Below are 14162 nucleotides of genomic sequence, written 5' to 3' on the forward strand. Positions count from 1 at the left end.
TCAACGTCCGAATCCAGCTTTAGGCTTGGTAGTCCTTCTTTGCCACGCGGCGGGCAATCTTATGCGAGGAGGTGCGCTTAATTTCTCCTGGCGCCTTCCACACGATATCGCTCGGGGTAATGCCGTGATTCTTCGTCACGGCCGTGCGAATCGCCTCGCCGGCGGCAGCGTCGCCGGACGGATCCGCATCATCGGCGCGCTCCACCAAGAGAACCAAGGACTCTGAGTTTTCGCCCTCTACGGCAAAGGCGGCGACGGAATCTGGGCGCACGTGCGCCGATGCGTCCTGCACGGTGCCTTCAATATCTTGCGGGTAGTGATTGCGCCCGGCGATGACGATGAGATCCTTAAGCCGCCCGGTGATATACAGTTCGCCTTCGATGATGGTGGCGAGATCACCGGTGGCCATCCACCAATCATCCTCCGGCAGGCCATCCTGGATGCGCTCGTCCAGAGTATTGCGGAAGGTAGCCGCGGTTTCTTCCGGGCGGTTGAGGTAGCCCGTTGCCATATTTTGTCCATGCACCCAGATTTCACCGATGGTGCCCTCTGGGACCTCGGCCTTAGTTTCAGGATCCACGATGGCCAGGTGCTGGAACGAGACGCCCTGGCCATTCGAGGCAAAAGCAACCGTTGCAGCGGACTTTTCTTCAATAACAGCGTGCCCGTCCGCCAACTTTTCGCGGTTGAAATGGGAAATGACGGGGCGCTTTTCATCCTGTGCGGTAGCGACGATGAGGGTTGCCTCCGCCAAACCGTAGGACGGACGCAGCACCGAGCGGTCAACGCTAAAAGTGTCTAAGAACTTCTGTACCGCTGGTTCCGTCACCGGCTCAGAACCAATGAGGATGCCATCAACGTTGGAGAAATCCGCGTCCTTGCCGTAGCGCGCGGCCAATTCCAAGGCGAAATTGGGCACGGCGGTATAGGTATTCTTCTCTTTACCCGGCTGGCAGCTGATGCGCTCAACCCACCGGTTGGGGTGTTGGATGAAATCGCGCGGGGTCATCATGTCCAATTCGATGCCCAAAATAGTGGTGAATAGCGCCAAGATGATGCCCATATCGTGGTGCATCGGCAGCCACGAGACCACGCGCGGTGGGAACTGCAGGTTCACCGCCCGGAAGATCTGCAGCACATTCACCAAAATCGCGCGATTGCTCAGTTCTACACCAGCAGGGGTGCGCGTTGAACCAGAGGTGTACTGCAGGAAGGCGGTGGACTCCACGCCCGCGCCAGCGACCGGCTTCCACGACGCCGCCAAGGAATCAGGCAGCGCATTGATGGAGATGACGCGCGGGCGCTCCCGCTCGGTGGAGAAGTAGCTGCGCACCGCCGCGGCCGATACGCGATTGGTCAACACGATAGGGGGCTCGCAGTCAGCAAAGACCGCCTTGAGGTGATCCGCGTGCCCCGGCTCATTCGGATCATAGAGCGGAATCGGGGTCATTCCCGCATACATCGCACCTAAGAAACCAAAGAGGTATTCGGGAGAGTTGCCTGCCAGAATGGCCACGCGGGTTCCCGGTTCTGCAACCTGTTGTAGGCGCGCTGCCACCACTTTGATCCGGGTATTGACCTCCTGGCGGCTGAGCTCACGGGCGGTGTCTTCCTCACCGTATAGCCACTGGCGGATTACAACCTGCGAGGTATCCGTCTCTGCCTGGTAGAGGTTCTCGGCCAAGCCCGCCAAGGTGAGCTCTGCCGGGAGGGCTATATTGCCCTCGGTGTCAAAGAACTTCCCCATGAGTTGCTGTATATCCATCGATTCTCCTTTGGTAAATGGTTTTGTCTTAAAAAATATCGATGTTATAGCGCCTCACATTACACGGCGTCAATGACGCCGTGTGCCCAGTCCACAACCCACTGGTTCGCAGTAGTCCCATCAATCACGCCGTCGTTGCTGGCGTATTGCGCGTGCACCCCATTGGCCCCGATCAAATCCTTGGCGCGTTCCAAACCATTGCCCACGCCGGTGGGCGCATCACACACGGTGTCATTGGGGGCACAGATCTGGAAGGTTCTATCCGCGAGCTCTCCGAAGCCGTGCGGGCGCGCGCCGCGCATGGTAGCCCCAGGCACGATGGGCTGAACGAGGCCGGAGACGGGCTCCAAGGCAATCTCGGCACCAATTCCGCCGAGCTCGTGGCCCGGATTTTGGCCCACGCCGTTTTCACGCCGGCCATCTGCAATCAGCGCCACGCCCGCGATATTTTCTGCGGGGATTACACCTTCGCCACCGCCAATGTCATCGGCCACATCGCCGGCGATCACCGCACCTTGGGAAAAACCACTCAAAATGAACTTAGTCTGTGGGCAGCTATCATGCATGCCGCGCAGCTCTTCATTCATCTTCGCGGTGCCCTCATCACGGGAATCGTCGTAGCTCATTTCCTCCTGCGCATTGATATTTTTAAATTGCGCAGTATAAGGAAGGGTCCACACCTTTACATCATCCCCGTAAGCCTCCTGCAACGGCTGCGTAATAGACAGCATGAACGAGCGCGGATTAGCAGAAGGGTTGAGGGGATCATCGTCGGCAGCCGATTCCCAGGTACCTGGCGCGGAGATGAACTCCGCACTCGGGCACCAATCCGGCTGGGATTCCTCCGGTGGCTGCCCGGATTCTGGCCCCTCGGGGGAGCTAGGCCCCGCCGAGTCCGAGCTCGTGAGGTAATGCGCAGCCCCCGCGCCGATAACGACGAGGAGAGCGAGGACGGCAACGACGGTTATGATTTTTCGCATGAACTAGTTGTACCCGGAAAACCTCAAAGAAAGCTAGCAAAGAGCTGAACGTGCGTTGTCCTGGAGAAGCTTGGTGAGCTCCTCATAATCCATGTCAGAGCGTTGCTGTTCAATCAGTTGCCCAGCTACCGCAGGAATAGTGATGCCATTGTCACCGCAGGCCCCTTGACCGGCGCCGAGGAGCTGATCTTCTACCCCATCGACATTCACGCCGGCATCCTTCAACGAATCCAAGTACGCAGCCTCTTCCTTGGGCAGCTGCGCGGAGGGGATCTCTGAAATCTCGCGCGCACCGCGATCCTCTGGGGAGTTCGCTGAACGAGACCCATTCGTCGGCTCCGCGGATTCCTTGGATTCGGATGGCTCCTGCGAGGAGGAAGCGCTGCTGGATGCGGACTCGCTACTACTCGTGGTCGATTCTTCGGAGGTTTTTTCGCGCGACAGCGGCGCCACCGAGGTGTCATTGCCGGAGTCACTATCCACGGTGGCAGAGTCACACCCTGCCAATCCGAGGCATAAGACCGCTCCTACGAGGGCTAATTTACGCATGCTTACTTCTTTTCAGTCTGTACGCGGCCCATGACTTCACTGATCGTCCCGTGCTGGAACTCCTGCTTCAATCCACCAGCGGCGATTTCGGAGTAATCAGAAGTGGGCCAGCCAAACTCGCCTTGCTCCCAGCCCTTCTTACCCCATTCATCCATAATGGCGCCCTTCAAAATGTAGTGCGCGCCGGATTCTGGGGACCAGTAGATGGAGCCATGTTCAAACTCCTGGAAGAAGCCGCCCTCTACCTTCTTCTCACCGTCCGTGGGGAAGCCCAGTGGGGAGTCAGCGCCACCCATGTCCTTGTACTTTTTGCCAATGGCACCAAAGGAGACCTGGTTCTTGCCGTCCGGGTTGCGGGTCAGAATGCCACCTTGGAATTCCTGGACAAGGCCATCGCCCACCTTCTTTACCGGGCCGGTCGGGAACTTCAGATCGCCGCCTTCGTAGCCCTTCTCGCCCCACTTCTTGTACATGTCACCGGTAATTTCCCAGGCGCCGGTCTCTGGGCTCCAGTAAATGGAACCGTGTTCAAAACGCACGAGGCGTCCCTTGCCATCCATCGTCTTAGTTTCACCGGACTTAGGGAAGCCCAACCAGGAGGTGGGGCCACCGATTTCCGCATAGCGGGCGCCGATGCGGCCGTACAGGGCGTGCGCACCATTCTCCGGGGACCAGTACGCCGTACCGGTTTCGAAGTCTTGTGCCTTGCCCTTACCGGCAACATCATATTCGTTATTCAGGCAGGAACCGAGTATGCCTTCTTTGGTGGCCTTGGCGATATCGCCTTCGGTATTACAATCCGCACCGCGGTCAGCCTTGTCAAGGTCGAGGGCATCAGCAATGTGCGGCCATGCATTTTGCATCTCAAATTGCCAGTATTCCCAGCTGTGCACGCCGGAGGGCCGGAATTCCACTACTGGTTCCACATTGGCGCGCTTCGCGTAATCCACGAAGGTCTGGGTGGACATCCGAGAGATAACTTCCAGCCCCATGCCGGCCAGACTTGCCTGTCCCTTGGCCACCGAGTCTTCCTGGCCAAAGTCGTCCTTGCCGTTACCAGCAGAGACATAGACCTGCATGTCCTTGAGGTTTTCGATGCCCAGCTTCGGATCGTGGTCGATCCAATCCTGCGAGCCCGGCTCGCCCCACATCTTGCGGGAATCGTAGCCGCCAGCATCGCGCTGCGCAGCCATGATGGCCTGTGGCATGCCACGGGTAGTCATATCGAGGTAGCCGGAGAACGAACCCACGAAATCAAACAAGTGCGGGTTACGCTCCGCCAAGTTGACCGCTGCGGTACCGCCCATGGACAGCCCAGTCACCGCGCGCTTCTGGTTGGAGCGGTATTCATGATCCAAAATTGGGACCAATTCCTTGGTAAGGAAAGTCTCCCACTTGTAGTTCTTCCCTGCATCCGGCTGCTGCCAATCGGAGTAGAAGGAAGATTCGCCACCCACCGGCATGATGAGGTTGACGTTGCGATCCGCATACTGGTTGAGGATATTGGTCTCAATGGTCCAGCCGGACTCGTCATCGCGGGCGCGCAGGCCATCAAGTGCCCATACCTCTGGGAACTTCTTCTCCGGCTGCGAATACCAGTCGCGCGCGAGCTGGATCTGCACCTTCTGCTCGTGATCCGGCATGGCTGCGGACTGGATATAAACCATCAGGTGACGGTTGGACAGGTACTCCACACGGTTGATCTTTACGCCATCCGGCAGCCCCTCCACCTGTGGGTATTCGGTCTCCACTGGGGTACGGGCCGGCGGATCCTTAGGCGCAAAGTGATCAGACAGGCTGCTGCCGTTGCCTGGCTGAGCGGAGCTCATGTCACCAAGAGAGCTTTGGGCGGTGGCGTTGGGCAGCAGGGCAAGTCCAACGGCAATGGCGGTCGGCATGGCTGCTACCGCGAGCCCCTTACGGACCTTGCCCGGGGAAGTGTTTTTGCGCATAGGTAAACGTCCTTGAAGATTTACCGCGGCCGCATTCCGAAGGTTCCCCTCCTCCGGACTGCTACCTGCGGCGTGAGCTGTCTATTGTGCGCTTAAGTTTAAGTTGAACTTGAAGCTTTGGAAAGGCTGACACGCCGTGCAAAGTTATATCACCATTTATCTCGATGCAGAGGCTGTCCCCCGGAATCACCCAATAAGCAATCTCCCAGCTTAACTACAGACTGGACTCTCACCAAGAAACCACTAAGATAACCACAGCATGCACAAAGGTGCACCCTGTAAACATCCCCTACCCAAGGCGAAAGATATGAAAAACATAAAGACCAAAATCACCGCCGGACTCATCGCCCTCACCACAAGCCTCACCATGGCCCAGACTGCAAATGCGGACCAAGGCAAGGAAATGGTCACCTTCGGCGATTCCTTCACCGCCAACGGCGGCGCACCAGGAGACCGAGGAGCAACCTCCCCATACAAGCGCCCCTTCCACCCCTGCTTCAACGACAAGCACAACTGGGCGCACCAAACCGCCAACAACCTCGACCACAACCTCGCCGACTACTCCTGCAACGGAACCAGCGTCTGGGTCAACCAACACGTCGACGACGCCATCAAACAAGGCAACATCGGCCACGACACCAAAGAAGTAGTATTCATGTACGGCGGCCTCCAACAAGGCACCTACTTCGACGCCCTAGCCAACGCCACCCTCCCCGACGTTCCCAAAGCCTCCACCTACCGCGGACTACTAGACTTCCAATTCAACAAAATCCGCAAAGCCGCACCCAACGCCCGCATCACCATGGTCAACTACGTCCCAATGACCGTCAACGACACCCTGTGCGTAGTCAACCACGACCAGCTGCAGCTCCCAGTAACTATCCCGGGCGCAACAACCGCAGAAGACGAATTCAACCGCGAAATCGGACGCGCAGCACACGACCTCGGAGTCAACTTCATCAACCTCCACGACCAAGCAAAGACCCACGACCCCTGCCAACCAGACACCAACCAACGATGGGCCACACTCGTGCAGACCCCAACCGCCCCATCCGTCATGCCACTACACCCAACAGACGTAGGACACGACGGAATGACCCAAATCATCACCCGAGAACTCCAAAACCACTAACCAAAGCACGAACCCGCAACACCACCGAAAGCGCCATGAACTAGTCCCCAAGAGTTGGACTGATTCGCTTCTAGGTGGCTAGGGGCGCAAGGGCCTGATTCCGATATTACATCGGGGTCAGGCCCTTAAGTCATTGTTGGGTGCGTTCGGTGTTGTACCACTGGATGTAATCTTCGATCGCCTGGGTGAACTCCTCGACGGTGTTGAAGTCTTCTCCGTGGTATATCTCGCTTTTCAGGTGACCGAAAGCGTTCTCTATTACTGCGTTGTCGTAGCAGTTGGCTGTACGCGACATCGACTGAACGCCGCCGTTGTCGTGGATCAATGTCCGCCAGGTTGAATGCTGGTATTGGAAGCCTTCATCTGTATTTTTCAGCTAGGCATTTTCGGCCGGCAACAGTTCGTTTTTGCGACGCTGTTTGTCTCCTTCAGTAAGCCCCTCCGGCTTGGTGCCCCTGCCCTGTTCGAAACGCTCCACCCTTTGCTCGCGCTGCGTTTCACTTAGCGAACTTCATAGTCCCAAAGAAAAATGCTCCCCACTAGTTGGTAGCTGATTTCTCAGTCCAACTACTGGGGAGCAGTTCAAACGGCGCGGGGATAGTCCGTTAGTGAGCCTTACCAGGCATTCAAAGCGTTGAGAACGCGTGGCTTGGAAGCATTGAGCTGGTAGTCCCATTGGTACCAGTTATGCAAGCCCTCGGCCGGGTAGCTCACCGTTGGGTTCAGACCCTGCAGTCGAGCGGCGCCTTCCCAAGCGCGGGTGGTCAGCTGAGAACCAACCTCCAGTGCGACACCCGGTGCTTGGAACTTCGGTGGGAGGGTTTCCTTATCCAATTGACCCGGCATACCGGATGCGGCTGAAATATAAACATCGGTACCACCATCGCGCAGCTGCGGAATCAGCATGAGCGGGTCATTCTGGAAACGCCTTGGGTTAAATAGGGAACCGTACATGGCGTTGACATTGAACCCGCCTACATCCAGCATGGCCAAACGAAGGACAGTCTGGGCACCTGGAACCGTCATAGTCAAGTAACCAGAGTAGGACAGTACCTGCTTGAACTGGTCAGTGTGCTTAGCAGCCAAAGTCATGGCGGAACCGGCACCCATGGAGAGGCCAGCGATCGCATTGTTGTTGCGGGCCACGCCAAAGTTCTGCTCGAGGTAGGCAGGAAGCTCCTGGGTAAGGAAGGTCTCCCACTTGTAGTTAACCGGATCGTTCGGATCATACTTGCCCGGTGCCTGCCAGTCGGCATAGAAAGAAGACTCGCCACCTGCCGGCATCACGAGGGTGAGGTTGCTGTCCGAGTAGGTCTTTGCGGCATTAACCTCGCTATGCGGGCTAACCCAGCCGCTGGTTGCGTAGGTAGCGCGCATGCCATCCAATAGGTAGAAACCAGCGTTGCCGCCATTCTTTGCGGGCTGGATCTGTACCGGGATATTACGGTTCATGGACAGGGACCAGACATCACAGCGCTGAACCCAAAATCCAACTGGGTCCCATTCACAGGTGCCAGTATTATCCGGACGCAGCCAATCGCGGTTTCCCGCGTGTGCCTGCTGCGTGCCGCCTGCCACTACGGCGAGGCCAAGCGCTACGGCCACCGCCATGATGACCGATAGGACGCGTCCCCTCAAAGATGCAGTCATCTTTCTCCTCCACAAAGTACTCAATTATTGTTCTTTGGCTTTATCGCTGGGAACCTGTGAATCGTTAACACCCCTCAGCGAAAACCTCACTGAAAGGCAGTGTAGTTCACTCACAGGCTTTTTGCCTCATTATCAACCATCATTGCAGGTAATCCCCCGGATCGGAGGAAAAGGTTAGGGTTCTTCCCTCTGTCAGGGAAAATTTAATATTTTCTAAGAATCGGCCCCAGGTTAGCGGTTGCCTATAGGTGGCAAAGAGTTTCTGGAAATTGGCATCATTAAGCGCAGTGCGTGCTTGCCACGCGGAATCTTTATCCTGCCCCAGCAATAGGGAGTCAATATCCACTGCAGAATCGGCAATCTGCCACGCCACACCAAGGCTCTTATCATGGCCAATGCGCCCGCCCTCGATGCGGGGCTGGCGCGCTGCTAGGGGATTACTGAGCCCAATTTCATCGAGCACGCGCACCTCAAGCGGGGCATTCATAGAAGTAAGACCGAGGTTAACAAAATACACAGTGGGAGGATCGGAGCGTTCCGGATCCGCGGGCACCGTCGTCCACGATGGTTGGCCCCCTTCCTTGCTATAGCGGAAGGTCATGGCATCGCCGGCTGCCAAGTCCTGCACCGCTTTTTCGTAGTCATTCATCACATCCATACCCAGGAAATCCTCGGCCCGGCGAGGTGGTTCCTGCCGGTTGGTGATATCGGTCCAATAGTCCCGCTCATCCACAACAGTAAGCTTCCCCGCGTACGCAGCGCGGTCTACCGGGTGGCCATGCACGACAATAACGAGAGCCCACACCGCAGAGAATACGGCAGCCCACCAGGTTCGTAGATTAACTACGAAGATGGGCAGGAGCGCAGCAAAAAGCGGAAGCAGCAACATGCGTCCATGCATAAAATCGCCGCCCACGTGCACAACATACAGGGCATGCAAAAGCGCAGCGCCCAGGAAGATATAAACCACAGTCTGCAGCGAGCGCAGCGCCGGCGGGCGAAAATTGGCGTTCCATAGCGCCGCCACTGCCAGCACGATGAGTGGGAGGTACAGCGCGTAGGGCGCCATAAAGTCACCCAGATACGCAAACCCTTTGCCCCACGCGGAACCGGCCGCGGATTTCGCAACGGCGGTATGAGGCGTAAGCAGGCCGTAGTAGCCCATGCGGAAGACTTGATACCCCAGGGGCAGGGGCAAGGCGGCAGCGATAACCTTCCACGAACGCGTGCTCACTATGAGTACAACGCCAACCAAGCCGCCATACAGGGCGAGCTCAGGGCGAATGAGCCAGGACAGCCCCGCCCAGAATGCCAACCCATACACGAGAGGCTCGGGCGGCAATTCTTGTCGCGGTCGCGCCCATGAAATCAGCATCCACCACAAGACGGCCAAGTAGAAAAGACACAGGCTCCATTCCAAGCCGGAGGTAAAAAAGTCCCGTGCCGGTGGCAGGGCCAGATACACCAAGGCACCAGCGGGAAGAACAATTCCCTTGTGCATGCTTGCCGATGCCCACGTGCCCACCACCATCGCCGCAACCGCCAGGATAAGCCCGAGGTAGATGGCGATCGTTTCGAGCTCAGCACCGCTTACCCACCGCGCCACAAAGATGAGGTATTGCCAGACCGTGGAGGTATTGGCCTCGACGCGCTCGCCCACATTGAACACAGGCCCGTTGCCGGCCTCTAAGTTGCGGACGGTGCGCAGGACGATGAGTCCATCACCGGCGATCCAGCGGCGGGCAAAGCCACCCCACAAAGAAAAAACACCGATAATAAGAACCGAGGCGGGTACGCTCCAACGTACGATTCTCTTGTTACCGGTGTTAACCACGTCGGGTGAGTATATCAGTTCCCTCAAGATCTTCTAGTTCAACACGTCTATGCCACCGCTGCTTAGACCAATGGCATGATGTAGACGGCCATGGCGATGCAGGCCAGCCAAGCGATGGCGAGGATCTGCAGGGTGCGGTCCCCCAACGCGATTTCTTCCGGCGCCCCGCCCTGGCCGCGGTCCACATCGGCGGCATAGCGCAGGATGGCGATGGTAAACGGCACCATGGAAATCTGGTACCAGACGCCACCAGAGGTTGCGGCATTAGCCAGCTCAAAGCCCCACAGAGAATAGAAGACCACCACGGCGGTGGCCGCTAGCGTCCAGACAAAGCGCAGGTAGGTCGGCGTATAGCCCTGCAAGGATTTGCGGATCTTCGCGCCGGTCTTTTCCACCAGCAGGATTTCGGCATAGCGCTTACCGGAGGCCATAAACAGCGAGCCAAAGGCAGCAACCAGCAAGAACCACTGCGAAAGCTCAATATCGGCCGCCACGCCGCCGGCCATGGTGCGCAGCATGAATCCGGAGGACACCAGCGCAATATCGATGACCGGAATGTGCTTCCAGCCAAAGCAATAGCCCAGCTGCAGGGCGATATAAACCGCCATGACGATGGCTAGCTCTAGTCCCGCGGTGGCCAAGAAAGACAGCCCGATGGACAGGCCTACGAGCACCACGGCCATGACATAGGCCACCTTGATGGGCAGCACGCCCGAGGCGATCGGGCGGAAGCGCTTGGTCGGGTGCTCCTGGTCCTCGCGCCAATCCTTGGCGTCATTAATCAGGTAGATGGAAGAAGCGCCGAGGCAGAAGACGATGAAGGCTAGGAGGACATCGACAAGCACGCGCCCGTGAAAGAGCGAGTCCGCACCGGCCGCAGCGGGCGCGGCCAGCACGAGAATGTTTTTTACCCATTGCTTCGGGCGCAGGGCCTTGACCATGCCATCGGCCAAATTCTTCGGCGGCTTGCGCTTACGGCCGGTATCGACGCCAGACGTATGCGGCTCCGAATGGAGAAAGTGCTGGTTGCCGTCCTCACTCATGCGTCTTTCCCTTCGTCATTGCCCGCGCGGTAGCAGCGCCAATGGCTGCGCCCGCAACGGTATCGGTTGGATAGTGCACCCCGAGCACCATACGCGATGCCATCATCACCGGCACTCCCACAAGCGGTGCCTTGGACCCCGTCAGGCGGGACAGGCCCACCAAAAAGGCCGTGGTGGAGGTAGCATGCGAGGACGGGAAGGATAGGCGCGAGGGGGTTTTGACCCCAACGCGCACGTAGGAATAATCGGGCCGCTTGCGCCGCACGATGCGCTTGAGCACCACGCTTGCCGCGTGCGCGGTAAACGCCGCGGCACCGATCCGAATCCACTCCTCCCGGCGCTGCTTGTCCAAACTGGCCCCAAGTGCCGCGCCACCCATCCAGCCCAGGGCGTGCTCGCCCAAGTGACTTAAACCGCGGGCGGCGGGCAGCACTCCCGGCACGTCAAAGGCGGCGTCCTGGATGGACTCCAAGACGTGGGATTCTGCGATGGAAAGCTTATTGGGCATCAAAAACCTTCTTCCAGGAAGACCGCGCGGTCAGTTCTGGCAACGCGGCGCGGTATTGTGCCCGCAGATCATCGAAGTTCTCTTCAATTTCTTTCAGCAGGCTGCGGGTTTCAACGATAAGCTCCTTGGCCAAATCGCGGTCGCGCTTGCGGAAGGCCACGCCCGTGCCGCCGGCCGTGGAAACGGTGGCGGAGTCAACGCGGGAAAGGGTAAACCAGCGCGCCTCTTCCGGGGTGAGGTTCAGCTGCGGCGCCGCTTGATGCGCGGGATCCTCCTTGCTCAGCAGGTGCTTAAGCCCCTTTACTGCCCACGGCAGCTTCTTGACCTTGGCCAAGCGCCCGCCCACATTGCGGGTGGGAACGCCCGGCGCGCCGGTCGGCGCCGGCAGCTGGTCTGCGGATTCGATGATGACCGCATCCGAGTAGTTCTTGCGGATCTCCGCGATGCGTGGCAGCGAGGTATCCAAGATATCGAAGAGGTGGTCCGGTCCCGCCAGGAAGTCCTTCATGGCCTCAATTTGGATGGCCATGGTGGAGTATTCCATGCACATGGTGTGCTTGAGCGTGGACTTAAAGATGGACTTGGTAATGCCAGATACTGCGCCATCGTGGTACAGCGAGGCCACGATCAAGCGGTTGCGCAGGTGGAAATAGGCCTGCCAGTCAATGGCATCGTCCTTATCCGCCCAGGCCATGTGCCAGATGGCCGCGCCCGGCCAGGTCACCGTGGGGAAGCCATTGCGGGCAGCGCGCAGGGAGTACTCGGTATCGTCCCACTTGATAAACAGCGGCAGTGGCTGGCCGTTGGTCTCTGCCACCACGCGCGGGAAGAGACACATCCACCAGCCGTTATATTCCACGTCCACGCGGCGGTGCAGCGCGCGAGAATCGTACTTCTTTGGATCCACATGGGTTTCTGGCGTGCCAATGGCGCGCAGCGGGTACTTGGCAAAGTCGTGGTCATACACGGCATGCGGCGCGGCGCCCCACATGAAATCGGAGCGGTTGACCTGCTCACCGGTGGTGCGCAGCTGGGAGCGCTCCTGCAGGTTGAGCATCTGCCCGCCGACGATGATCGGCTTTTCCGCATAGCGTGCTGCCTGCACCGCGCGCAGCACGGAGTCCGGCTCGATGGCAATGTCATCGTCCATATACAAGATGAAGGGCGAATCCGTATTCTCCAGCGCCTCGTACATGATGCGGGAATAGCCACCGGAACCGCCGAGGTTGCCCTGACGGAATTCGCGGAAGCGATCGCCAAAGTGCGCTACCGCCTCGTCGTATCCGGGCTCATCGGCCGGGTGCTGGTTGCCTTGGTCCGGCATGAGGACGAAGTCAATGATCTCATCCACCACGGGATCTTCTGCCAGGGCTTGCAGGGCGGCGACGGCATCGGTGGGGCGGTTGAAGGTGGGAATACCGACGGCGACGCGCTTTTCGGAAGGGGCGATCTCGGTGCCATCGGGAAGCGTTTGCGCCGCTGGGGCCTGCGGGGAGCACCAGGCAGCATCCGCCAAGGTGGTTTCCTTTTCCGCGGTGATATCGAACCACAGCCAGCCGCCGTCCTCGAAGTTTTTGAGCGGCAGCTCAAACTCGTGGTGGCCCGTGCCAACGAGGTGGTTGGCCACGGAAATGCGCTGGCCATCCTGCTTGGACCGATACAAAGAAACGTTGGCTTGACCCTCGATCTCCAGGCTTAGAACCACCGAGCGCAATTGCGACCAGCGGCGCCAGTAGGAGGCCGGGAAGGCGTTGAAGTAGGTTTCAAAGGAGGCTTCCTCGCCGGCCGGGATGGTCACGGCGGTCCGGTTTGTCCAGCTCAAGCGCTCGCGGTTTTGCTCCGCCTCGATGAGGTAGAGCATGCGTACATCAAAGGGTTCGCCGCGCTTGGGCAGCAAGATTCGCTGCAGGGGCTCATAAGCCGAGGTGTTGTTGGCAGTCACGATTGCTTCGATTCTCCAAACGGTTTAAACAGTAGTCAGCGACCTAGCGTAGTTGCTTTCGCGCGACTGCTCGGGTTTACACGCGGACAATAAAAGAAGGGCCGAGGAATTCCTCCTCGGCCCAGGGCTTATGGTGCCTCCCCTTATGCGCTCACGCGCTCGGTTACCGGGTCGATGCCCAGCTTGTTCAGCATGTAGTAGACGCGGGCTTCTAGGTCATCGGCAAGCTCGCGGGCCTGCTCAACGGTCTCAGCCGGGGCAATGTCCCAGATCTTGATGTCCTTGCCGGCCTCATCGCGCTCGACCTCGCGGCCCAGGTACACGATGTAGTCCGGCATGGCCACGGTCCGCACCTCTTCGAGGTACTTCTTGGGAGCCTGTCCCATGCCGCGCTCGCTCATGACGTGCGCCAGGTGGTCATTGCCGTCATTTTCCGGGTGCGCGGCGGCGGTATCGACGTAGAGCGCCTCCCCCGCGTGCTTCTTGGTAAGGTCCGCTGCGGCCTTGGCCAGGGCGTGGTTATTGCCCGCGGCGAAGCGAACGTGGATGCGGTGGGCACCGAAGAACTCGCGCACCTCGCGCTCTACCAGCACGGGGATGAATTCCACGAGCTCGGCTTTGGCGGTGTGCTTGGCGATGACCTCGTCCAGCTTCGCATCGATGTCAGCACGGGTATATCCGTGACCGTACTTGGTATGTAGGTCATGCCGGAGGGTTTCAAACTGGTTCATTGTTATCCCCTTTCCTGGATTCTTTCCCCGTTTGCTTTTTGTTAACTTGAAGTTAACCTTACAGCGCGGTGTGACA

The 14162-nt window shown here is 58.6% G+C and carries 11 protein-coding genes and 1 pseudogene; 1 reads left to right on the top strand and 11 read right to left on the bottom strand.

The genetic code is table 11. The annotated features are described in order from the left end of the window. Positions 1-19: 19 nt before the first annotated feature. From MHX65_RS06125 to MHX65_RS06140, 4 genes are read right to left on the bottom strand one after another with little or no spacing between them, the layout of a single operon-like run. Complete coding sequence (locus MHX65_RS06125) at positions 20-1765, bottom strand: FadD32-like long-chain-fatty-acid--AMP ligase (protein WP_239269289.1); 1746 nt, start codon at positions 1763-1765, stop codon at positions 20-22. A 59-nt stretch (positions 1766-1824) separates the two neighbouring features. Continuing rightward, positions 1825-2745, bottom strand: a complete 921-nt coding sequence (locus MHX65_RS06130) for a cutinase family protein (protein ID WP_239269290.1) — start codon at positions 2743-2745, stop codon at positions 1825-1827. A 33-nt stretch (positions 2746-2778) separates the two neighbouring features. Further along, positions 2779-3294: a DUF732 domain-containing protein gene (locus tag MHX65_RS06135; RefSeq protein WP_239269291.1), complete on the bottom strand. Its 516-nt coding sequence runs from the start codon at positions 3292-3294 to the stop codon at positions 2779-2781. 2 nt (positions 3295-3296) lie between these two features. Further along, a complete protein-coding gene (locus tag MHX65_RS06140) occupies positions 3297-5246 on the bottom strand; it encodes an alpha/beta hydrolase-fold protein (protein WP_239269292.1) in 1950 nt (649 codons plus the stop codon). A gap of 307 nt (positions 5247-5553) precedes the next feature. Between MHX65_RS06140 and MHX65_RS06145 the strand changes: the two genes are divergently transcribed. Then, on the top strand, positions 5554-6378 hold the full coding sequence (locus tag MHX65_RS06145; protein ID WP_239269293.1) for a GDSL-type esterase/lipase family protein: 825 nt from the start codon (positions 5554-5556) through the stop codon (positions 6376-6378). A gap of 130 nt (positions 6379-6508) precedes the next feature. Here MHX65_RS06145 and MHX65_RS06150 read toward each other — a convergent pair. The 7 genes and pseudogenes from MHX65_RS06150 to MHX65_RS06180 all read right to left on the bottom strand — a co-directional run. After that, positions 6509-6754 (bottom strand): annotated as a pseudogene (locus MHX65_RS06150) (transposase); the annotation flags it as partial. Positions 6755-6993: 239 nt separating this feature from the next. Beyond that, on the bottom strand, positions 6994-8028 hold the full coding sequence (locus tag MHX65_RS06155; RefSeq protein WP_239269294.1) for an alpha/beta hydrolase: 1035 nt from the start codon (positions 8026-8028) through the stop codon (positions 6994-6996). A 139-nt stretch (positions 8029-8167) separates the two neighbouring features. After that, complete coding sequence (locus tag MHX65_RS06160; protein WP_239269295.1) at positions 8168-9862, bottom strand: hypothetical protein; 1695 nt, start codon at positions 9860-9862, stop codon at positions 8168-8170. 62 nt (positions 9863-9924) lie between these two features. Continuing rightward, entirely contained in the window at positions 9925-10905 is a 981-nt protein-coding gene (locus MHX65_RS06165; protein ID WP_023024308.1) for a decaprenyl-phosphate phosphoribosyltransferase, read from the bottom strand. Further along, on the bottom strand, positions 10898-11413 hold the full coding sequence (locus tag MHX65_RS06170) for a phosphatase PAP2 family protein (protein ID WP_239269296.1): 516 nt from the start codon (positions 11411-11413) through the stop codon (positions 10898-10900). Before MHX65_RS06170 ends, MHX65_RS06165 begins: the two co-directional genes overlap by 8 nt. After that, positions 11403-13355 (bottom strand): glycosyltransferase, encoded by a 1953-nt coding sequence (locus MHX65_RS06175; protein WP_239269297.1) that lies wholly within the window; start codon positions 13353-13355, stop codon positions 11403-11405. Before MHX65_RS06175 ends, MHX65_RS06170 begins: the two co-directional genes overlap by 11 nt. 143 nt (positions 13356-13498) lie before the next feature. Then, on the bottom strand, positions 13499-14086 hold the full coding sequence (locus tag MHX65_RS06180; protein ID WP_239269298.1) for a three-helix bundle dimerization domain-containing protein: 588 nt from the start codon (positions 14084-14086) through the stop codon (positions 13499-13501). Between the last annotated feature and the right edge of the window lie 76 nt (positions 14087-14162).

The sequence above is a fragment of the Corynebacterium sp. ACRPS genome (assembly GCF_022346005.1).
Lineage (GTDB): Bacteria > Actinomycetota > Actinomycetes > Mycobacteriales > Mycobacteriaceae > Corynebacterium.